The sequence below is a fragment of the Streptomyces sp. NPDC001536 genome (assembly GCF_042894505.1).
GTDB lineage: Bacteria > Actinomycetota > Actinomycetes > Streptomycetales > Streptomycetaceae > Streptomyces.
Genome location: NZ_JBIAVQ010000002.1, coordinates 700,618 through 720,788, shown reverse-complemented (window position 1 = coordinate 720,788; position 20,171 = coordinate 700,618). Strand labels below are relative to the sequence as shown.

At 70.4% G+C, this 20,171-nt stretch carries 19 protein-coding genes; 14 read left to right on the top strand and 5 right to left on the bottom strand.

The window, feature by feature from the left end; translation table 11 throughout:
- Window position 1 precedes the first annotated feature (1 nt).
- From ACFY0U_RS08310 to ACFY0U_RS08300, 3 genes are all read left to right on the top strand, one after another.
- On the top strand, window positions 2-1,240 hold the full coding sequence (locus tag ACFY0U_RS08310; protein ID WP_388632044.1) for a sensor histidine kinase: 1,239 nt from the start codon (window positions 2-4) through the stop codon (window positions 1,238-1,240).
- A 393-nt stretch (window positions 1,241-1,633) separates the two neighbouring features.
- Window positions 1,634-1,930: a DUF4193 domain-containing protein gene (locus ACFY0U_RS08305; RefSeq protein ID WP_005481602.1), complete on the top strand. Its 297-nt coding sequence runs from the start codon at window positions 1,634-1,636 to the stop codon at window positions 1,928-1,930.
- Between the two features lie 13 nt (window positions 1,931-1,943).
- Window positions 1,944-2,879, top strand: a complete 936-nt coding sequence (locus tag ACFY0U_RS08300) for a hypothetical protein (RefSeq protein ID WP_388632041.1) — start codon at window positions 1,944-1,946, stop codon at window positions 2,877-2,879.
- Window positions 2,880-2,949: 70 nt separating this feature from the next.
- Here the strand turns inward: ACFY0U_RS08300 and ACFY0U_RS08295 are convergent, their stop codons facing one another.
- Window positions 2,950-3,411: a DUF3093 domain-containing protein gene (locus ACFY0U_RS08295; RefSeq protein WP_388632038.1), complete on the bottom strand. Its 462-nt coding sequence runs from the start codon at window positions 3,409-3,411 to the stop codon at window positions 2,950-2,952.
- A 58-nt stretch (window positions 3,412-3,469) separates the two neighbouring features.
- Between ACFY0U_RS08295 and ACFY0U_RS08290 the strand changes: the two genes are divergently transcribed.
- The 9 genes from ACFY0U_RS08290 to ACFY0U_RS08250 all read left to right on the top strand — a co-directional run bounded on the left by ACFY0U_RS08290 (window position 3,470) and on the right by ACFY0U_RS08250 (window position 12,065).
- Window positions 3,470-4,054, top strand: coding sequence for a PaaI family thioesterase (locus ACFY0U_RS08290; protein WP_388632036.1), 585 nt, complete (start codon window positions 3,470-3,472; stop codon window positions 4,052-4,054).
- Window positions 4,051-4,602, top strand: coding sequence for a dUTP diphosphatase (gene dut, locus ACFY0U_RS08285; protein ID WP_388632033.1), 552 nt, complete (start codon window positions 4,051-4,053; stop codon window positions 4,600-4,602). The genes ACFY0U_RS08290 and dut overlap by 4 nt, the downstream gene beginning before the upstream one ends.
- Before the next feature lies 1 nt (window position 4,603).
- On the top strand, window positions 4,604-5,371 hold the full coding sequence (locus ACFY0U_RS08280; protein ID WP_388632030.1) for a DUF3710 domain-containing protein: 768 nt from the start codon (window positions 4,604-4,606) through the stop codon (window positions 5,369-5,371).
- 160 nt (window positions 5,372-5,531) lie between these two features.
- Window positions 5,532-6,698, top strand: coding sequence for an alginate lyase family protein (locus tag ACFY0U_RS08275; RefSeq protein WP_388632028.1), 1,167 nt, complete (start codon window positions 5,532-5,534; stop codon window positions 6,696-6,698).
- A gap of 70 nt (window positions 6,699-6,768) precedes the next feature.
- Window positions 6,769-7,461, top strand: coding sequence for an ABC transporter ATP-binding protein (locus ACFY0U_RS08270; RefSeq protein ID WP_388632025.1), 693 nt, complete (start codon window positions 6,769-6,771; stop codon window positions 7,459-7,461).
- A gap of 168 nt (window positions 7,462-7,629) precedes the next feature.
- Window positions 7,630-10,173 carry an ATP-binding protein gene (locus ACFY0U_RS08265; RefSeq protein ID WP_388632023.1) on the top strand — a complete coding sequence of 848 codons (2,544 nt, stop codon included), beginning with the start codon at window positions 7,630-7,632 and terminating at the stop codon, window positions 10,171-10,173.
- Window positions 10,170-10,856 (top strand): response regulator, encoded by a 687-nt coding sequence (locus tag ACFY0U_RS08260; protein ID WP_388632020.1) that lies wholly within the window; start codon window positions 10,170-10,172, stop codon window positions 10,854-10,856. The genes ACFY0U_RS08265 and ACFY0U_RS08260 overlap by 4 nt, the downstream gene beginning before the upstream one ends.
- A 45-nt stretch (window positions 10,857-10,901) precedes the next feature.
- A complete protein-coding gene (locus ACFY0U_RS08255) occupies window positions 10,902-11,300 on the top strand; it encodes an OB-fold nucleic acid binding domain-containing protein (RefSeq protein ID WP_046257102.1) in 399 nt (132 codons plus the stop codon).
- 3 nt (window positions 11,301-11,303) lie between these two features.
- Entirely contained in the window at window positions 11,304-12,065 is a 762-nt protein-coding gene (locus ACFY0U_RS08250; RefSeq protein ID WP_388632017.1) for a DUF3159 domain-containing protein, read from the top strand.
- 97 nt (window positions 12,066-12,162) lie between these two features.
- Here the strand turns inward: ACFY0U_RS08250 and ACFY0U_RS08245 are convergent, their stop codons facing one another.
- Together ACFY0U_RS08245 and ACFY0U_RS08240 are read right to left on the bottom strand one after the other, a co-directional pair.
- Window positions 12,163-12,840 carry a TrkA family potassium uptake protein gene (locus tag ACFY0U_RS08245; protein WP_266821273.1) on the bottom strand — a complete coding sequence of 226 codons (678 nt, stop codon included), beginning with the start codon at window positions 12,838-12,840 and terminating at the stop codon, window positions 12,163-12,165.
- Complete coding sequence (locus ACFY0U_RS08240) at window positions 12,840-13,511, bottom strand: TrkA family potassium uptake protein (protein WP_171140693.1); 672 nt, start codon at window positions 13,509-13,511, stop codon at window positions 12,840-12,842. Before ACFY0U_RS08240 ends, ACFY0U_RS08245 begins: the two co-directional genes overlap by 1 nt.
- A 383-nt stretch (window positions 13,512-13,894) precedes the next feature.
- Here ACFY0U_RS08240 and ACFY0U_RS08235 point away from each other — a divergent pair, with 383 nt between their 5' ends.
- Together ACFY0U_RS08235 and ACFY0U_RS08230 are read left to right on the top strand one after the other, a co-directional pair.
- Complete coding sequence (locus ACFY0U_RS08235; RefSeq protein ID WP_388632012.1) at window positions 13,895-15,943, top strand: APC family permease; 2,049 nt, start codon at window positions 13,895-13,897, stop codon at window positions 15,941-15,943.
- An 80-nt stretch (window positions 15,944-16,023) separates the two neighbouring features.
- Window positions 16,024-17,352, top strand: a complete 1,329-nt coding sequence (locus tag ACFY0U_RS08230; RefSeq protein WP_388632009.1) for a class I SAM-dependent RNA methyltransferase — start codon at window positions 16,024-16,026, stop codon at window positions 17,350-17,352.
- Window positions 17,353-17,501: 149 nt separating this feature from the next.
- On the opposite strand, the gene ACFY0U_RS08225 is transcribed toward ACFY0U_RS08230, so the two are convergent.
- Together ACFY0U_RS08225 and ACFY0U_RS08220 are read right to left on the bottom strand one after the other, a co-directional pair.
- Window positions 17,502-19,061, bottom strand: a complete 1,560-nt coding sequence (locus tag ACFY0U_RS08225; RefSeq protein ID WP_388632006.1) for an MFS transporter — start codon at window positions 19,059-19,061, stop codon at window positions 17,502-17,504.
- A 12-nt stretch (window positions 19,062-19,073) separates the two neighbouring features.
- A complete protein-coding gene (locus ACFY0U_RS08220; RefSeq protein WP_388632003.1) occupies window positions 19,074-20,123 on the bottom strand; it encodes an amidohydrolase family protein in 1,050 nt (349 codons plus the stop codon).
- Window positions 20,124-20,171 lie beyond the last annotated feature (48 nt).

The following is a 20,171-nucleotide window of genomic DNA, read 5'->3' as shown; positions in this document are numbered from 1 at the left end:
CATGGCCGCCGCTCCCGCGCCTCCCGGGGCGCCTCCGAAGCCCACCTGGGACCCCCGGCGGGTCGAACCGCCGTTCCCCTGGCTGCGCCCGACCATCCGCATACGGCTCACACTGCTGTACGGCGGCATGTTCCTGATCGCCGGCATCCTGCTGCTGTCGATCATCTACCTGCTGGCCGCGAACGCGCTGAACGTCGGCAGCGACCTGCCCTTCAAGGTCGTCACCGGCACGGTGTCCAGCGAGAACTGCAACATCGTGTCCACCCAGCTGCCGGCGTCCGAGCTCAACCACGCGCTCAACGAGTGTGTGAACGAGCAGCGCCAGCACGCCCTGGACAACCTCCTCAGCCGCTCCCTCCTCGCCCTCCTCGGCCTCGCGATCATCGCCTTCGCGTTCGGTTACGCCATGGCCGGCCGGGTCCTGTCGCCGCTGGGCCGGATCACCCGGACCGCCCGCGCGGTGGCCGGCTCGGACCTGTCCCGGCGGATCGAGCTGGACGGACCGGACGACGAGCTGAAGGAATTGGCCGACACCTTCGACGACATGCTGGAGCGGCTGCAGCGGGCCTTCACGGCCCAGCAGCGGTTCGTCGGCAACGCCTCGCACGAGCTGAGAACGCCACTGGCGATCAACCGCACGCTCCTGGAGGTGCATCTCTCGGACCCGGGTGCGCCGGTGGAGCTCCAGCAGCTCGGCAAGACGCTGCTGGCCACCAACGAGCGCAGTGAGCAGCTCGTGGAGGGCCTGCTGCTGCTCGCCCGCAGCGACAACCAGATCGTCGAGCGCAAGCCCGTGGACCTCGCGGAGGTGGCCGAGCAGGCCGTCGACCAGGTGCACGCGGAGGCCCACGCGAAGGGCGTGGAGATCCGCGGCGAGCGGCAGTCCGCGGTCGTCCAGGGCAACGGTGTGCTGCTGGAGCGGATCGCGCTGAACCTCGTCCAGAACGCCGTGCGGTACAACGTGCCCGACGACGGCTGGGTCGAGGTCACCACCGAGGTCCTGCACGGCCAGGCGGTCCTGGTCGTGTCGAACACGGGCCCGGTCGTGCCGGCGTACGAGATCGACAATCTCTTCGAGCCGTTCAAGCGGCTGAGGGGCGCCGATCGCACCGGCAGCGACAAGGGTGTCGGTCTCGGTCTGTCCATCGTCCGCTCGGTCGCCCGGGCGCACGGCGGGCACATCTACGCACAGCCGCGAGAAGGGGGAGGTCTCGTGATGCGGGTCACCCTGCCGATCTGAGATCATGTCGCCGACACACGGGGATGTTCGCTTTGCGCGGAATTTTCTGGGCACTCGTCGAGCTGTCCCGTGTGTGATCGATCACAAGGGCGAATTTCCGGCCATCTACTGTCAGTGATCAAGAATGCTGGCGGAAAGCCGGGAAAGTCCGGGTTTTCGAGGGGCTTGATCACGGGAAGTACACGGTGAGACGCCTTTGAAGTGCGGCATTCGGACCGTGTACGGTCCCCTTCGCCATCCCAGCCGATCACTCAAGAGGAGTCCGGTTGGGTGTCGATTGAGTAACAGACCTTGATGTGAGGCAAAATCTCCGCCTCGGGTCGGGCACAAGTCCGGCCTCTCACGCGTTACGTGCGCTGGAGACACCGCAGACACCCAGAGGGGGAGAGCGACATGGCAACGGATTACGACACCCCACGCAAGACCGACGACGACGTCGACTCGGACAGTCTTGAAGAGCTGAAGGCCAGGAGGAACGACAAGTCGACCTCCGCCGTGGATGTCGACGAGTTCGAGGCCGCCGAAGGCCTGGAGCTTCCCGGCGCGGACCTCTCGAACGAGGAGTTGGCCGTCCGGGTACTGCCCAAGCAGCAGGACGAGTTCACTTGCATGAGCTGCTTCCTGGTGCACCACCGCAGTCAGCTGGCCCGCGAGAAGAACGGTCAGCCGATCTGCCGCGACTGCGACTGAGGACGGGTCGGCCGTGACTGGCTCGACCCCTCCCTGGAAGCGCCGCTCCCCCCTGCCGGGAGCGGACCAAGGGCCGTCCGACGGCTCTCACGGTGCGCGTGACGACGAGCGGGGCTCATCAGGTCCGGGGGCCTCGCTCGAACCCACGGCAGGCCGGGGTGACCACCCGGCGCCCGTGGACCATCCCGCGCCCGTCGCCAGGCGACGGGTCGCGGTGATGCGCGAGAAGGTCGGGGAAGGCGTCCGCAGAGGCGGTAGCCGCGCCAGGGCGGGCTTGGCGTACCTCGCCGACCGGATCATCGACAACGCCCCACGGATCCCCGTACGCGACCTTCAGACGCTTCGCAGGCAGTTCCCGGGCCTCGGGCCCGAGCAGATCGCCGACAAGCTCGTGGCGGGCGCCGCGAACGCCTCCTCGACCGTGGGGGCCGGGATCGGCGCGGCGGCGATGCTGCCTGTCCCGCCGGCGATGCCGACGGAGCTGGCCGCGGAGATCACCGGGGTCGCGGCGATCGAGCTGAAGCTGATCGCCGAGCTCCACGAGGTCTACGGCGCCCGGCCGCCGGGCGGTCTCAAGGACCGCAGCACCGCGTATCTGAACTCCTGGTCGGGGGAGCGCGGTATCGACGTGACCAAACCGTCGACGATCAACTCCGCCCTCGGCGGCCCGATGAAAGCGCAGCTGCGGCAGCAGATCATGAAGCGGATGGTCCGGAACCTGCCGAACCTGATGCCGTTCATGGTCGGCGCGGCCGTGGGCGCGGTCATGAACCGCAGAGACACCAAGAAGCTCGCGGCGCGCATCCGCGCGGACCTGCGCAAGACGCAGGTGCCCTGGGAGGCGCTCGACGCGCTCCCGCCGCTGGAGGAACCGGCGCATCCCCTGGAGATCGGGGACATCGCGAAGGAACTGGGGCGGGGACACGGCGAGGGCCGCGGCCCCCGGTAAGAGTTCCGTGAGATTCCGGGCCTCGTGAGAGAGGCGGGTCCGCCGCGGAGTGAAGCCTCGCGCGAATGTTCTAGGCGGCGTCCCGCGCCTGCTGGAGCGCTTCGGCCAGCCGCTCCGGCTCCCGCGTCGACAGATACAGGTACGGAGTCGGGTCCTCGGGGTCCGTGACCTCCACCCGCAGTGCCGTCGGGATGTAGGCGCGCAGCAGCAGGAAGGCGCGGGTGTCGGCCTTGTACGTGCGCCAGGCGCGCGCCTCCTCCGCGTCCAGTACCTCCGCCGCACCCAGCGCCGTGACCGGGATCTTCGCCTCGCCGGCGATCAGCGAGCCGCCCACCACACGGATGCGGGGCGAGCCGTACGAGCTGGCGACGACGGCCGCGGCCGCGGTGCCGCCGACCAGGCCGCCGAGCAGCGGCAGCGTGCCGAACGGCAGCAGGATCAGGGCGAAGGAGACCCCCACCAGGAACGAGATGAGCCACCACGAGCGGGGGGCGGTGAGGCGTTCTTCGTAGGGGGTGGCGGAGAGCTGCATGGAGCCAAGCTTGGCACGGTGTTAGTCACAGGCCGACGCGCGGGTAAGGTCTGCGGCTGTGAGTGGTAGTTCCGCAGCTCTTCAGCCTCCCGCCGATGCCGTGCGGCCGGTGCGTCACCCCGACGCGCCCGCACCCGGCGAGCTCCTCGGCGCGCACTACGGCCAGTGCTTCGGCTGCGGCGGCGAGCAGGCCCACGGACTGCACCTGGCGGCCCGGGCCGGCGAAGGGGTCTCGGTCACCGCCGAGTTCACCGTGCGGCCCGCCCACCAGGGTGCCCCGGGCCTCGCGCACGGCGGCGTGCTCGCGACCGCCCTCGACGAGACCCTCGGCTCGCTGAACTGGCTGCTGCGGACGATCGCGGTGACCGGACGTCTGGAGACCGACTTCGCGCGACCCGTCCCGGTGGGCACGGTGCTGTACCTGGAGGCCGAGGTGACGGCCGTCGCGGGACGGAAGATCTACTCGACCGCCACCGGACGGATCGGCGGCCCCGACGGGCCCGTCGCCGTCCGTGCGGAGGCGCTCTTCATCGAGGTGAAGGTCGACCACTTCATCGACAACGGCCGCCCGGAGGAGATCCGGGCCGCCATGGACGACCCGGACCAGGTCCGGCGTGCCCGTGCCTTCGAGGTGAACCCGTGAGCCGTGAACCCCTGAGCGTGCTGATCCGGCGCGTCGACCCCGACGTACCGCTTCCGTCGTACGCGCACCCCGGTGACGCGGGAGCCGATCTGCGCACCACCGAGAGCTGTGAACTGAAGCCGGGTGAGCGGGTCGTACTGCCCACCGGGGTGTCTGTGGCGCTCCCGGAGGGGTACGCGGCCTTCGTGCACCCCCGATCCGGCCTCGCCGCCCGCTGCGGTGTCGCTCTCGTGAATGCCCCGGGGACGGTTGATGCCGGGTACCGTGGGGAGATCAAGGTGATCGTGGTGAATCTCGACCCGCGCGAGGTGGTGCGGTTCGAGCGCTTCGACCGGATCGCCCAACTGGTCGTCCAGCAGGTCGAGCGGGTCCGCTTCCAGGAGGTCGCGGAACTTCCCGACTCGGCGCGGGCCGAAGGGGGCTTCGGGTCCACCGGAGGCCATGCCGCGGTGGCCGGGGCTAGCAGCACAAGCGGTCAGGCCGCCGACGGCGGCGCAACGGGTGGGAATCGATACGCATCGGTCGTATCCGACCGGGAAGGACAGTGACGTGTTCGGACGTCGCAAGAAGAAGGGTGCCGCCGAGGACGCGGCCGGCGAGGCCGAGCAGGTCGTCGACAGTGTCGACACTGAGGCGGACGACGAGGACGGCGCGCGTGAGCGTGTGAGGCTCGAGCCCGAGCCGCGGCCCGACGGGCCCTGGGACGACACCGAGGTGCGCGAGCCCGGCGAGGGCCGCGTGGACCTGGGCGGTCTCTTCGTGCCTGGCGTCGACGGCATGGAGCTGCGGGTCGAGGTCGCGGGTGACGCGATCGTCGCGGCGACCGTCGTGCTGCGCGACAGCGCCGTCCAGCTCCAGGCCTTCGCCGCTCCCAAGCGCGAGGGCATCTGGGGCGAGGTGCGCGAGGAGATCGCCACCGGCATCACCCAGCAGGGCGGCATCGTCGACGAGGTCGAGGGTCCGCTGGGCTGGGAGCTGCGGGCCCAGGTGCCGGTGCAGCTGCCGGACGGCACGGGCGGTTTCCAGGTGGTGCGGTTCGTCGGTGTGGACGGTCCGCGCTGGTTCCTGCGCGGTGTGATCTCGGGCCAGGGCGCGGTGCAGCCGCAGGCCGCGGGTCTTCTCGAGCAGATCTTCCGGGACACGGTCGTGGTCCGCGGCGAGGGCCCGATGGCGCCTCGCGACCCGATCGTCCTCAAGCTGCCGAACGACGCCCAGATGGTCCCCGAGGGCGTCCAGCAGCAGGACCAGGAGGGCTCCCGCTTCTCCGGCGGCATGGGCCAGCTCCAGCGCGGCCCGGAGATCACCGAGGTTCGCTGAGCCACGTAGAAGCACCAGGGCCGCATCCCCACGGGGGTGCGGCCCTTTCTCGTGCGCGGACTCTTGACGGCGCATTGGTCTGTACCTACCGTCTCCGGCCAACGCGTCTGTTCATAAAGGCGCTTCACGTTCATATACGAGAACGGAAGGCCCCCCACGCATGCGCAGAACCGCTCTCCTCGCGGCCGTCGCCGCGCTCGTCGCCGGTGCCCTCGCCTGGCCCGCCGACGCCGCTCCCGCCACCTTCGCCCACCCCGGAGTCACCGTCTCCAAGGGCCAGTTGGACTTCACCCGTGCCAAGGTCAACGCCGGCGCCCAGCCCTGGAAGGGCGCCTACGACCAGATGATGGCGAGCAAGTACGCCGATCTGAACCGCACGCCCAAGCCCCGCGCCGTCGTCGAGTGCGGCTCGTACTCGAACCCCAACCACGGCTGCACCGACGAGCGCGAGGACGCCTTGGCGGCGTACACCCAGGCCCTCGCCTGGTACATCACCCGCGACGAGCGCCACGCGAAGAAGTCCATCCAGCTGATGGACGCCTGGTCGGCGGTCGTCACGGACCACACCAACAGCAACGCGCCCCTCCAGGCCGGCTGGGCCGGCTCCTCCTGGCCGAAGGCGGCCGAGATCATCAAGCACACGTACACGGGAGGCTGGGCCGGCTCCGGGCGCTTCGCGACCATGCTCCGCGACGTCTACCTCCCGGAGGTCATCAACGGCTCCAACTCCAACGGAAACTGGGAGCTGTCGATGATGGAGGCCGCCGTCGGCATCTCCGTCTTCCTGGAGGACAAGGCGTCGTACGACAAGGCCACGGCGAAGTTCCGCACGCGCACCGCCGCCTATGTCTACCTCGCCTCCGACGGCGAGCTGCCGAAGATCGTGCCGAGCCAGAACCTCGACACCCGGGACAAGGTCGTCAGGTACTGGCAGGGGCAGTCCACCTTCGTCACCGGCCTCACCCAGGAGACCTGCCGCGACCTCACGCACACCGGCTACGGCATCTCGGCGATCTCGCACGTCGCCGAGACCAGCCGCATCCAGGGGCAGGACCTGTACGGGACCGACGTGGGCGAGCGGCTGCGGCAGGCGCTCGGGTTCCAGGCCAAGTACGAGCTGGGTACGGCCGTGCCGAGCTGGCTGTGCGGCGGGTCGCTGCATCTGGGCCTCGGGCCGGTCACCGAGGTCGGCTACAACGCCCTGCACAACAGGATTGGCATGGCCATGACTAACACGCAGGCGCTGACCGAGCGGAACCGCCCGGCCGGCAGCAACAATCTGTTCGTGGCCTGGGAGACCCTCACCCACGGGGACAACCTGAGCTGAAACCGTTGATCGGCCGGGCATCCGGTGGGGATACTGGCGCCCGGTCGAAGGCTTCACGGGGGAGCGGCAGATGAGCCAGGTGGTCACCGAGACCATGGTGCGGGTCGAGAACGTCCACAAGTCCTTCGGGCGCGGAGCCGGCGTCGTCCACGCCCTGCGCGGGGTCTCCCTGGAGGTGCCACGCGGTGAACTCGTCGCCCTGAAGGGCCGGTCGGGGTCGGGGAAGACCACGCTCCTCAACATCGTCGGCGGGCTCGACACCCCGGACGAGGGGCGCGTCGAGGTCGGCGGGCGCGATCTCGCCGGGCTCGACGAGGACGGACTGCTCGCCCTGCGCCGGGACAGCATCGGCTTCGTCTTCCAGTCCTTCGGGCTCATCCCCATCCTCACCGCCGCCGAGAACGTCGGCGTCCCGATGCGGCTGCGCCGGGCCGAGGCACGCGCGCGTGAGGAGCGCGTCGAACTGCTGCTGTCCCTGGTGGGCCTCGCCGACCACGCGGCACAGCGGCCCACCGAGCTCTCCGGCGGCCAGCAGCAGCGCGTCGCCATCGCCCGCGCCCTCGCCAACAGCCCCTCGCTCCTGATCGCCGACGAGCCGACCGGCCAGCTCGACGCGGAGACCGGGCACGCCGTGATGGAGCTGCTGCGGGCCGTCGTACGCAGCGAGAACGTCACCGCGCTGGTCGCCACGCACGACGCGACCCTGCTGGATCTGGCCGACCGGGTGCTGGAGCTGCGGGACGGGGAGATCGTCGAGGACTGAGCCGGCGGCACGGCACCGTCGCCGTGTGCCGGCCGGGTGCGCTCGGGGGCGTGCCGTCAGGGTTGTGTCAAAGACCGCCTCCGGGGTTGCCCTGGCCCCATTTGGCGGGATTGTTCGTCGTAAGGTCGACGCTGCGTAGGCAGTAGTGACCGGCAGACAATAGGACCCATGGGACGCGGCAAGCTTCGGATCTACCTCGGTGCGGCACCGGGCGTCGGCAAGACGTACGCGATGCTGTCCGAGGCCCACCGCCGGATCGAGCGGGGGACCGACTGCGTCGTGGCGTTCGTCGAGCATCACGGCCGGCCGCGCACCGAGGTGATGCTGCACGGGCTGGAGCAGGTCCCGCGCCGGGAGCTGGAGTACCGGGGGAGCGCCTTCACCGAGATGGACGTGGACGCCGTACTGCGCCGCGCCCCCGCCGTCGCCCTGGTGGACGAACTCGCCCACACCAACGTCCCCGGCTCCCGCAACGCCAAGCGGTGGCAGGACGTGGAGGAACTGCTGGCGGCTGGGATCGACGTGGTGTCGACGGTGAACATCCAGCATCTGGAGTCGCTGGGGGACGTCGTCGAGTCGATCACCGGGGTGCGGCAACGGGAGACCGTGCCGGACGAGGTGGTGCGGCGGGCGGATCAGATCGAGCTTGTCGACATGTCGCCCCAGGCGCTCCGGCGGCGGATGGCGCACGGGAACGTCTACCGGTCCGACAAGGTCGACGCGGCGCTGTCGAACTACTTCCGGCCCGGGAACCTCACCGCACTGCGGGAGCTGGCGCTGCTGTGGGTGGCCGACCGGGTCGACGAGTACCTCAAGCAGTACCGCAGCGAGCACCGGGTCTCGAAGATCTGGGGTTCGCGGGAGCGGATCGTGGTCGGCCTGACCGGGGGTCCGGAGGGGCGGACCCTGATCCGGCGGGCCGCGCGGCTGGCCGAGAAAGGCGCCGGCGGGGAGGTGCTCGCGGTCTACATAGCCCGCAGCGACGGACTCACCGCCGCCTCGCCCAAGGAACTCGCCGTCCAGCGCACCCTCGTCGAGGACCTCGGTGGCACCTTCCACCACGTCGTCGGCGACGACATACCCGCGGCCCTGCTCGACTTCGCGCGCGGCGCCAACGCCACCCAGATCGTCCTCGGATCCTCGCGCCGCAAGACCTGGCAGTACGTCTTCGGCCCCGGAGTCGGCGCCACGGTCGCCCGGGAGTCCGGACCCGACCTGGACGTCCACATCGTCACCCACGACGAGGTCGCCAAGGGGCGCGGACTGCCCGTCGCCCGGGGCGCGCGGCTCGGACGGGCCCGGATCATCTGGGGCTGGGCGGTCGGTGTGGTCGGCCCGCCGGTCATGGCCCTGCTGCTCAGCACCGTCGACCTCGGCCTCGCCAACGACATGCTGCTGTTCCTGACCGTGACGGTCGCGGCCGCCCTGCTCGGCGGACTGCTGCCCGCGCTGGCCTCGGCCGCGGTCGGCTCCCTGCTGCTGAACTACTTCTACACACCGCCCCTGCACCACTGGACCATCGCCGACCCCAAGAACATCGTCGCCATCGCGATCTTCGTCGGCGTCGGTGTCTCGGTCGCCTCCGTGGTCGACCTCGCCGCCCGGCGCACCCACCAGGCGGCCCGGCTGCGGGCCGAGTCGGAGATCCTCTCCTTCCTCGCGGGCAATGTGCTGCGCGGCGAGACCAGCCTGGAGGAACTCCTCGAACGGGTCCGGGAGACCTTCGGGATGGAGTCGGCGGCCCTCCTGGAGCGCGTCAGCGATGTCGAACCGTGGACCTGCGCGGGCCGGGCCGGGCCCGAGCGCCCGGTCGAGCGGCCGGAGGACGCGGACGTGGACGTGCCGGTCGGCGACCACATGGCCCTCGCGCTGACCGGGCGGGTGCTGCCCGCGGAGGACCGCCGGGTGCTGGCCGCCTTCGCCGCGCAGGCGGCCGTCGCGCTGGACCGGCGACGGCTCCAGGAGGAGGCCGACCAGGCCCGCGCGCTGGCGGAGGGCAACCGGATCCGCACGGCGCTGCTGGCCGCCGTGAGCCATGATCTGCGGACCCCGCTGGCCGGGATCAAGGCGGCGGTGTCCTCCCTGCGCTCCGACGACGTGGCATGGTCCGAGGAGGACCAGGCGGAGCTCCTGGCGGGCATCGAGGAGGGGGCCGACCGGCTCGACCACCTCGTCGGGAACCTGCTCGACATGTCCCGGCTCCAGACCGGCACCGTCACCCCGCTGATCCGGGAGATCGACCTCGACGAGGTCGTCCCCATGGCGCTGGGCGGGGTGCCCGAGGACAGCGTGGAGCTGGACATCCCCGAGACGCTGCCCATGGTCGCCGTGGACCCGGGGCTGCTGGAGCGGTCCGTGGCCAACCTCGTCGAGAACGCCGTCAAGTACAGCCCGCGGGGCAAAGCCGTCCTGGTGTCCGCCAGCGCCATCGCCGACCGGGTAGAGGTCCGGGTGGTCGACCGCGGCCCGGGCGTCCCCGACGAGGCCAAGGAGCGCATCTTCGCGCCCTTCCAGCGCTACGGCGACGCCCCGCGCGGCGCCGGGGTCGGCCTCGGCCTCGCGGTCGCCCGTGGTTTCGCCGAGGCGATGAGCGGCACGCTGAACGCCGAGGACACGCCGGGCGGCGGCCTGACCATGGTCCTCACGCTCCGGGCGGCAGGATCACCCCCTGAGCCACAACTGGTCGTACAACCCGAAAGGCAGGTCACATGACCCGGGTGCTCGTGATCGAAGACGAGCCGCAGATCGTGCGCGCCCTCGTGATCAACCTCAAGGCCCGCAAGTACGAGGTCGACGCGGCCCACGACGGCGCCACCGCCCTCCGGCTCGCCGCCGCCCGCCACCCCGACGTGGTCGTCCTGGACCTCGGGCTGCCCGACATGGACGGCGTCGAGGTCATCAGAGGCCTGCGCGGCTGGACCCGGGTGCCGATCCTGGTGCTGTCCGCGAGGCACTCCTCCGACGAGAAGGTCGAGGCCCTCGACGCGGGCGCCGACGACTACGTCACCAAGCCCTTCGGCATGGACGAGCTGCTGGCCCGGCTGCGGGCGGCGGTCCGGCGGGCCGAGCCGGTCGGACCCGGCGAGGACGACGTGACGACGGTGGAGACCGAGGAGTTCACCGTCGACCTCGCCGCGAAGAAGGTCAACCGGGGCGGCAAGGACGTACGCCTGACCCCCACGGAATGGCATCTGCTGGAGGTGCTGGTGCGCAACACCGGTCGTCTGGTCAGCCAGAAACAGCTGCTCCAGGAGGTGTGGGGGCCCTCGTACGGAACCGAGACGAACTACCTGCGCGTCTACATGGCGCAACTGCGCAGGAAGCTGGAGGCGGACCCCTCGCATCCCAGGCACTTCGTCACGGAACCCGGTATGGGCTATCGGTTCGAGGGCTAGTACCGCGGGTACGAAGGTGTCAGTGCACCCCGGTACGCTTCACATATGAGTGCTGTTCCGCGTTCCGAAAAGCCGGTGGGCCGGTTCCGGCGCATGCTCGACAGGCTCTCCTCGTCCCAGGAGGACCTGGAGTCGGAGGAGCTGCGGGAGGACGCCGAGACCGCAGGCTGCATCAAGATCGGTGACTGCCACGACCGGCAGATCGTGACCGTTACTGGTACCTTGCGCACGGTCACGCTGCGCCCCAGAGCCGGTGTCCCCGCGCTGGAGGCCGAGCTGTTCGACGGCTCCGCCGCACTGGACGTGGTGTGGCTCGGCAGGCGGTCCATCGTGGGGATCGAGCCGGGGCGCAAGCTGATCGCATCGGGCCGGATCTCGATGAGCCGGGGCCGCCGGGTGCTGTTCAACCCGAAATACGAACTGAGACCCCTCGGTAGGGAGTAGCCGGTGACGTCGCTCGACAAGCCGACGGAAGACACTGAGCAGCACGACGCCCGGGCGGTGACCGAGGCCGCGCTGTTCGAGGCCTTCGGAGGCCTGCGGGGCATGGTGGAGACGGTGCTGCCCGGCCTCCTCTTCGTCACGATCTACACGATCAACAAGGACCTCCACATGTCCGCGATCGCCGCGCTCGCGGTGTCGCTGATCCTGGTCGTGGTCCGCCTGGTGACGAAGGACACCGTCAAGCACGCCTTCAGCGGTGTCTTCGGCGTCGCCTTCGGTGTCGTCTTCGCGATGATGACCGGCAACGCCAAGGACTTCTACCTGCCCGGCATGCTCTACACGCTGGGGCTGGGCCTGGCCTACATCATCACCACGCTGTGCGGGGTCCCGCTGATCGGTCTGATCCTCGGCCCGGTCTTCAAGGAGAACCTCTCCTGGCGCACCCGCAACCCGGGCCGCAAGAAGGCGTACGCCAAGGCCAGTTACGCCTGGGGCGCGATCCTGCTCGCCAAGTGCGCGATCCTCTTCCCGCTGTACTGGTGGGCCGACACCGCGCAGCTGGGCTGGGTGCTGGTCGCGCTGAAGATCCCGCCGTTCCTGCTCGCCGTCTGGCTGACCTGGGTCTTCCTGGCGAAGGCCCCGGCGCCCATCGACGTGTTCGCGGAGATGGAGGCGGCCGAGAAGGCGGAGGAGGAGCGCAAGGCGGCCCTGGCCGAGGAGCGCGGCGAGACGACCGGCGCCGCCCGGCACCGGCGCGAGGCGTAGCTTCCCGTACTTCCGGTACTTCCGGTACTTCTCGTACGACGACGGAGGGCGCCCTGATCGCTCAGGGCGCCCTCCGTCGTCGTAGCGCCTGAAGACGTCAGCTCGTCGCGTCCTCGCGGCGCACCGACAGCAGGTCCTCCAACTGCTCCTCACGGGCCGGGGCGGCCACGAAGAGGAGCTCGTCGCCGGCCTCCAGGGAGTCGTCCTGGGTCGGGGTCAGGACACGGTTGCCGCGGATGATCGTCACCAGGGACGTGTCCTGCGGCCACTCGACATCGCCGACCTGGGTGCCGGCCAGGGCCGACTCCTCGGGGAGGGTCAGCTCGACGAGGTTGGCGTCACCGTGGCTGAAGCGCAGGAGGCGGACCAGGTCGCCCACGCTCACCGCCTCCTCGACCAGGGCCGACATCAGACGCGGGGTGGAGACGGCGACGTCCACGCCCCAGGACTCGTTGAAGAGCCACTCGTTCTTCGGGTTGTTCACCCGGGCGACGACGCGCGGGACGCCGTACTCCGTCTTCGCGAGGAGTGAGACGACCAGGTTGACCTTGTCGTCGCCCGTCGCGGCGATCACCACGTTGCAGCGCTGGAGCGCCGCCTCGTCCAGGGACGTGATCTCACAGGCGTCGGCCAGCAGCCACTCCGCCTGGGGGACGCGCTCGACCGAGATGGCGGTGGGCGCCTTGTCGATGAGCAGGACCTCGTGGCCGTTCTCCAGCAGTTCGCCCGCGATCGAGCGGCCCACCGCACCGGCACCGGCAATGGCGACCCTCATCAGTGACCGCTCTCCTCTTCGGGACCCTTGGCGAACGCCGCCTCGACCTTGTCGACCTCGTCGGTGCGCATCATCACGTGCACCAGGTCGCCCTCCTGCAGCACCGTCTGGGAGCTGGGCAGGATCGCCTCGCCGAGGCGGGTCAGGAACGCCACGCGGACGCCCGTCTCCTCCTGGAGGCGGCTGATCCGCTGGCCCACCCAGGAGGCGGAGGTGTGCACCTCGGCCAGCTGGACGCCACCGGTGGGGTCGCGCCACAGCGGCTCGGCACCCGAGGGCAGCAGCCGGCGCAGCATCTGGTCGGCCGTCCAGCGGACCGTGGCCACCGTCGGGATGCCCAGACGCTGGTAGACCTCGGCGCGGCGGGGGTCGTAGATGCGGGCCGCGACGTTCTCGATGCCGAACATCTCGCGGGCCACCCGGGCGGCGATGATGTTGGAGTTGTCGCCGCTGGAGACCGCGGCGAAGGCGCCGGCCTCCTCGATGCCCGCCTCGCGCAGGGTGTCCTGGTCGAAGCCGACTCCGGTGACACGCCGGCCTCCGAATCCGGAGCCCAGTCGTCGGAAGGCGGTGGGGTCCTGGTCGATCACGGCGACCGTGTGCCCCTGTTGCTCCAGGGTCTGGGCGAGAGCGGAACCCACTCTGCCGCAGCCCATGATGACGATGTGCACGACCGTCCTTCCGGTGTCAAGAGATACTGCTCAGCCCCATCAGGGTCTCAGACCGTCGCCCAAGCTACACACGCACGGTAGGACGGCGGCACCCCTGTGCACGGTTGTCCCGGTGATCGGGACGATCAGCGGCGGCTGATGCTGCGCACGCTCACCAATGTCAGGATTCCGAGGCCGACGAGGGTGGCGGCGGCACCGATCAGCTCTGCGGTGGCGTGCATGGGACCTCCAAGGGGCGGCGGCAGACGGGCTTTTGTCATATAGGCATGCGCATCCGGCCACCTGCGGAATCCGCAGCCGGGGCGCCTCGTGTTTTCACCCGGAGGGCAGAAGCGGGGTGGCGGGTGGTTGGGCACCCGTTCGAACGCCTACGATGTTCTGTCGTGTCCAAACTGACCGACGTGCCCAAACGGATTCTGATCGGGCGCGCATTGCGCAGTGACCGGCTGGGGGAAACGCTCCTGCCGAAGCGCATCGCCCTCCCCGTCTTCGCCTCCGACCCGCTCTCCTCTGTGGCGTACGCGCCCGGCGAGGTGCTGCTGGTCCTGTCCATCGCGGGTGTGTCGGCCTACCACTTCAGCCCCTGGATCGCCGTCGCGGTCGTCGTGCTGATGTTCACGGTGGTCGCCTCCTACCGACAGAACGTCCACGCCTACCCGAGCGGCGGCGGTGACTACGAGGTGGCCAACACCAACCTCGGTCCCAAGGCCGGCCTCACCGTCGCCAGCGCCCTGCTCGTCGACTACGTCCTGACCGTCGCCGTCTCGATCTCCTCCGGCATCGAGAACCTCGGCTCCGCGGTGCCCTTCGTCGTCGAGCACAAGGTGCTCTGCGCGATCGCCGTGATCGTGCTGCTCACCCTGATGAACCTGCGGGGCGTGAAGGAGTCCGGCTCGCTGTTCGCGATCCCGACGTACGTCTTCGTCGCGGGCGTCTTCATCATGATCGCCTGGGGCGCGTTCCGCGGGCTGGTCCTCGACGAGACCATGCGGGCGCCGACGGCGTCGTACGAGATCAAGGCCGAACACCAGGGCCTGGCGGGCTTCGCCCTGGTCTTCCTGCTGCTGCGCGCCTTCTCCTCCGGCTGTGCCGCGCTCACCGGCGTCGAGGCGATCTCCAACGGCGTCCCGGCCTTCCGCAAGCCCAAGTCCAAGAACGCGGCCACCACGCTCGCGATGATGGGCCTGCTGGCCGTCACCATGTTCTGCGGCATCATCGCGCTGGCCGCGGTCACCAAGGTCCGGATGGCCGAGAACCCGGCCGTGGACCTGCTCCACAACGGTGTCGCGCTCGGCGCCGACTACGTGCAGAACCCGGTGATCTCCCAGGTCGCCGAGGCCGTCTTCGGCAAGGGCAGCTTCCTGTTCATCGTCCTGGCCGCGGCCACCGCGCTGGTGCTGTTCCTCGCCGCCAACACGGCGTACAACGGCTTCCCGCTGCTCGGCTCGATCCTCGCCCAGGACCGCTACCTGCCGCGCCAGCTGCACACCCGCGGCGACCGTCTCGCCTTCTCCAACGGCATCGTCCTCCTGGCCGGCGCCGCCGGACTGCTGGTGTGGATCTACGGCGCCGACTCGACCCGTCTGATCCAGCTCTACATCGTCGGCGTGTTCGTGTCCTTCACGCTCAGCCAGACCGGCATGGTCCGGCACTGGAACCGCCATCTGGCCACCGAGAAGGACCCGGCCAAGCGCCGCCACATGGTCCGCTCCCGGGCCATCAACACCTTCGGCGCCTTCTTCACCGGCCTGGTGCTGATCGTCGTCCTGGTCACCAAGTTCACCCATGGCGCCTGGGTCGCCCTGCTCGGCATGGTGATCTTCTACGCGACGATGTCGGCGATCCGTAAGCACTACGACCGGGTGGCCGAGGAGATCGCGGCCCCCGAAGGCCCGAGCGACGACAGCGTACGGCCCTCCCGCGTCCACTCCGTCGTGCTCATCTCGAAGATCCACCGCCCCACGCTGCGGGCGCTGGCCTACGCCAAGCTGATGCGCTCGGACACGCTGGAGGCCCTGAGCGTCAACGTCGACCCGGTGGAGACCAAGGCGCTGCGCGCGGAGTGGGAGCGGCGCGGGATCGACGTACCGCTGAAGGTGCTGGACTCGCCGTACCGCGAGATCACACGGCCCGTCATCGAGTACGTGAAGAGCCTGCGCAAGGAGTCGCCGCGGGACGCGGTGTCCGTGATCATCCCGGAGTACGTGGTCGGCCACTGGTACGAGCATCTGCTGCACAACCAGAGCGCGCTGCGGCTCAAGGGCCGGCTGCTGTTCACGCCGGGGGTCATGGTGACCTCGGTGCCGTACCAGTTGCAGTCGTCCGAGGCGGCGAAGAACCGGGCCCGCAAGCGGCAGGACTGGAACGCGCCGGGTGCGGTGCGGCGGGGGCCGGCGGAGGAGCGGGCGAAGGAGGCGTCTACGCCGAAGTAGAGTGGTGGGTTGTTGTCGGCTCACCCGTGGGCCCGTTCCGTTGGTCCATCCTCACTCGATCGTTGTGGAGTCTCCCCGCCATGCAGGCAGAACCGAAGAAATCACTGGTGGGGGTCGACTACGAGGTCGAGGTGGGCCCCGTCGCGCACGGCGGGCACTGCATCGCCCGTACGTCCGACGGCCAGGTGCTGTTCGTCCGGCACACGCTGCCCGGTGAGCGGGTCGTGGCCCGGGTGACCGAGGGCGAGGAGGGCGCCCGGTTCCTGCGCGCGGACGCCGTCGAGGTCCTGGAAGCCTCCAAGGACCGTATCGAGGCGCCCTGTCCCTACGCGGGGCCCGGCCGCTGCGGCGGCTGCGACTGGCAGCACGCCAAGCCGGGGGCCCAGCGCCGGCTCAAGGGCGAGGTCGTCGCCGAGCAGCTCCAGCGGCTCGCGGGGCTCACGCCCGAGGAGGCCGGCTGGGACGGCACCGTGCTGCCGGCCGAGGGCGACAAGCTCCCGGCGGGCGAGGTGCCGCAGTGGCGGACCCGGGTGCAGTACGCGGTGGACGCCGACGGCAACGCGGGGCTGCGCCGCCACCGCTCGCACGAGGTCGAGCCGATCGACCACTGCATGATCGCGGCGCCGGGCGTCAGCGAGCTGGGCATCGAGGACCGTGACTGGGCCGGGATGGCGTCGGTGGAGGCGATCGCGGCGACGGGTTCGCAGGACCGCATGGTGATCCTGGAGCCGCGGCCGGGCGCCCGGCTCCCGCTGGTCGAGCTCGACAAGCCCGTCTCCGTCATGCGCGTCGAGGAGCACGACGGCGGCATCCACCGCGTCCACGGCCGCGCCTTCGTGCGGGAGCGGGCCGACGGCCGTACGCACCGCGTGGGCAGCGGCGGCTTCTGGCAGGTCCATCCGAAGGCCGCCGACACCCTGGTGACCGCGGTCATGCAGGGTCTGCTGCCGCGCAAGGGCGACATGGCGCTGGACCTGTACTGCGGTGTGGGTCTCTTCGCGGGAGCCCTCGCCGACCGGCTCGGCGACAAGGGCGCCGTCCTCGGCATCGAGTCCGGCAAGCGCGCGGTGGAGGACGCCCGGCACAACCTCGCCGCCTTCGACCGCGTGCGCATCGAGCAGGGCAAGGTCGAGTCCGTCCTCCCGCGCACCGGGATCACCGAGGTCGACCTGATCGTCCTGGACCCGCCGCGCGCGGGGGCGGGGCGCAAGACGGTCGGGCATCTGTCGTCGCTGGGGGCACGGCGGATCGCGTACGTCGCGTGCGATCCCGCCGCGCTGGCCCGGGACCTGGGGTACTTCCGGGACGGGGGGTACCGGGTGCGGTCGTTGCGGGTGTTCGATCTGTTTCCGATGACGCATCACGTGGAGTGCGTCGCTGTTCTGGAACCCGCTGCAAAGGGGCTATGACCCGCAGGATGTCCTCGACCTGTTTCCCGACGTCCACCGTGTGGAGGGCGCGGGTCGAGAACACCCTGTCTCAACTCCGTCAGGGACAGGTTCGGCTCAACTCGTCGAGCAGCGCGTCGGCCTCGAATGAAGTCCCCGCCGTGCCCGAGTCAGTCGGACGTCGGCGGTGCCTTCGGCGCGCGGAACAGGCAGCCGATCGCGGCGGCTAGGACGATGATGCTGACCGCGACCAGCGAGGCGGACAGGCCGTCCATGAAGGCGGACTTGACGCCGTCAGCGAGGGCCGTGCCCCGGGCACCGAGTTGATCGGCGACGTGGAGTCCCGCGGCGGCGGAGTCGCGTGCGGCTTCGGCGGCTTCGGTCGGGAGTTGGTCGAGCGAGTCGGGCAGGTTGGAGCGGTAGTGGCTGCCGTAGATCGAGCCCATGAGGGCGATGCCGACGGCGGAGCCGACCTCGCGGGTGGTGTCGTTCATCGCGGAGGCGACGCCCTGCTGGCCGCGGCCGAGTGAGCCGGTGATGGCGGCGGTGCCCACGGAGCCGGACAGGCCGATGCCGAAGCCCGCCAGGACGAGACCGCCGAGAAACGGCAGGTAGCCGGAGTCGACGTCGAGCAGGGAGATGACGAACAGGCCGGCGCTCAGCAGGAGCAGCCCGGCGGTCATGGTGGCCTTCATGCCGACTCGCCGGACCAGGTGAGGGGTGGCCTGGGAGGTGGGCAGGACGACGACGGCGACGGGGACGAGGGCGGCGGCGGCCTTGAGCGGGCTGTAGCCGAGGATCAGCTGTAGGTACTGCAAGCCGACGAAGAAGAACCCGAAGACGGCCATGAACTGCACGAGGACGGTGACGGCGCCGGCCCGGAAGCCGCGGATGCCGAACAGCGCGGGGTCCAGCAGCGGGTGCTGGTTGCGCAGGCCCAGCCAGGCGTACGCGGTGAAGGCCAGCACCGTGACGACGAGGGCGGCGATCACCACATGCTCCGTCCAGCCCTGCTCGTTGCCCTCGATGATGGCGAACACGAGGGTGCCGATGCCGACGGCCGTGCACACGGCCCCGGGTACGTCGGGCGGGGACGGGTGCTCGTCCTTGGTGTCGGGCGCCAGGACGAGGGCGGCGACGGCGGCGAGGAGGGCGGCTGCGGCGCTGGTGACGAAGATCGACCGCCATGAGTACCACTCCAGCAGGGTGCCGGCTGCGAGCATGCCGATGATGGCGCCCGCCGCGGCGAAGCCGGACCAGGTGGCCACTCCCTTGGCGCGCTGCTCGGGAGGGAAGGCCGCGGTGATCGTGGACAGGGTGCCCGGCATGATCATCGCTGCTCCCAGCCCCATGACGACCCGCCAGACGACGAGGGTGGTGGTGGAGTCCGCGAAGGAGGCGGCCAGGGCGGCGGCGCCGAAGACGACGGTGCCCGCGAGAAGGACGGTGCGGCGGCCGACACGGTCACCGATGGCACCCAGGGGCAGGACGAGAGCGGCCAGGGCGACGGTGTAGCCGTCGGCGATCCAGGTCAGCGAACTGTTGGTCGCCGACAGGTCGATGGCCAGGTCGGGCAGGGCGAGGTTGAGCGCGGAGACGGAGGCGACGACCAGGACCAGGGACAGGCACATGGCGAACAGGACACCGCGGTGGCCGGCGCGGCCGGTCGCGACGGCTTCCTGTGTGGCTTCGGCCTGATCGTCGGGCTTGCGGAGCGGGGCTGTGGACATGAGGGACCTGTCTTAGTCGGTGCCGGGCTGGACGAGCTTGAAGACAAGACGCGCGGCGGTGCGCTGGGCCGCCTGGCGCAGGCGCACCGGTGCCGGAAGGGCTGGCGACTGCGTTGGGGGAGTGGCGGCCAGCCGGGGAAACAGCGCCTCGGCGTTGGTGCGGTTGATGGCCTTGAGCGTGCCCGAGTCGACAGTGCTGTCGAGACCGTTGGCGAAGTACTGGCCGGCGGGAGTGGGGGCGAAGGGCCAGTCGCTGCCGAAGAGGACGTGTCCGGGCCGGGCGAAGGCGAGCAGGGTCGGCAGGGCGGCGGGGCTGGAGGACAGCGCGGTGTCGAAGTAGAAGGAGCGGAAGTCGTCCAGCACGTCGAGCGGGCTGCGCGAGGTGTCGCCTGCGATGGTGACGGCCATGCGGTGCGAGGAGTAGGGGACGAAGCCGCCGGCGTGGCTGAGGACGAACCGGATGTCCGGGTAGCGGCGCGGGATGCCGTTGCGGACCAGGAGGTAGGCGGCGCGGGTGGTGTCCAGGAGGAAGTCGGCGGCGAAGGCGGGAATGCCGTCGACGGGCGGTGCGGGCAGCTCCGCCGGGTGCACGAAGACCACCGCACCGCGGTCGTTCAGGGTGCGCCACAGCCTGTCCTGGCCGTCGGCGCCGAGGTAGGTGCCCCGGTTGTTGGCGAGCAGGGTGACGCCGTCGGCGCGCAGGGCGTCCAGGGCCCGCGTGGCCTCGGCGGCGGAGACGTCTGTGTCGGGCATGGGCAGGGTGGCGAAGAAGCCGAAGCGGCCGGGGTGGTCGGCGGTCAGGGCGGCGGAGTGGTCGTTGAGGCGTCGGGCCAGGTCGGCGGCCTCGCCGGGGTCGGTGAGGAAGCCGGTGCCGGGCGTGGAGACGGAGACGATCGAGGTGGTGGTGCCCAGCAGGTCCATCAGTTCCAGTGCCGACTCGGGGGTCCAGTCGGGCAGGGCCCGGCCGCCGGCGTCGGCGATACCGGCCTTGGCGAGCTCCGCCCGGTAGAAGTCGGGCACCACGTGCTGGTGGACGTCGATGCGTTGTGCCGAAGGGGACATGCACGGGGCCTTTCATGCGGGTCTGCGTGGTACGGCGGGGAGTTGTGT

Excerpts from the sequence above, each read along its gene's own strand:
- ACFY0U_RS08310 (WP_388632044.1), top strand. The coding sequence starts at position 2 with ATGGCCGCCGCTCCCGCGCCTCCCGGGGCGCCTCCGAAGCCCACCTGG.
- ACFY0U_RS08305 (WP_005481602.1), top strand. The coding sequence starts at position 1,634 with ATGGCAACGGATTACGACACCCCACGCAAGACCGACGACGACGTCGAC.
- ACFY0U_RS08295 (WP_388632038.1), bottom strand. The coding sequence starts at position 3,411 with ATGCAGCTCTCCGCCACCCCCTACGAAGAACGCCTCACCGCCCCCCGC.
- ACFY0U_RS08275 (WP_388632028.1), top strand. The coding sequence starts at position 5,532 with ATGCGCAGAACCGCTCTCCTCGCGGCCGTCGCCGCGCTCGTCGCCGGT.
- ACFY0U_RS08270 (WP_388632025.1), top strand. The coding sequence starts at position 6,769 with ATGAGCCAGGTGGTCACCGAGACCATGGTGCGGGTCGAGAACGTCCAC.
- ACFY0U_RS08265 (WP_388632023.1), top strand. The coding sequence starts at position 7,630 with ATGGGACGCGGCAAGCTTCGGATCTACCTCGGTGCGGCACCGGGCGTC.
- ACFY0U_RS08260 (WP_388632020.1), top strand. The coding sequence starts at position 10,170 with ATGACCCGGGTGCTCGTGATCGAAGACGAGCCGCAGATCGTGCGCGCC.
- ACFY0U_RS08255 (WP_046257102.1), top strand. The coding sequence starts at position 10,902 with ATGAGTGCTGTTCCGCGTTCCGAAAAGCCGGTGGGCCGGTTCCGGCGC.
- ACFY0U_RS08245 (WP_266821273.1), bottom strand. The coding sequence starts at position 12,840 with ATGAGGGTCGCCATTGCCGGTGCCGGTGCGGTGGGCCGCTCGATCGCG.
- ACFY0U_RS08230 (WP_388632009.1), top strand. The coding sequence starts at position 16,024 with ATGCAGGCAGAACCGAAGAAATCACTGGTGGGGGTCGACTACGAGGTC.
- ACFY0U_RS08225 (WP_388632006.1), bottom strand. The coding sequence starts at position 19,061 with ATGTCCACAGCCCCGCTCCGCAAGCCCGACGATCAGGCCGAAGCCACA.
- ACFY0U_RS08220 (WP_388632003.1), bottom strand. The coding sequence starts at position 20,123 with ATGTCCCCTTCGGCACAACGCATCGACGTCCACCAGCACGTGGTGCCC.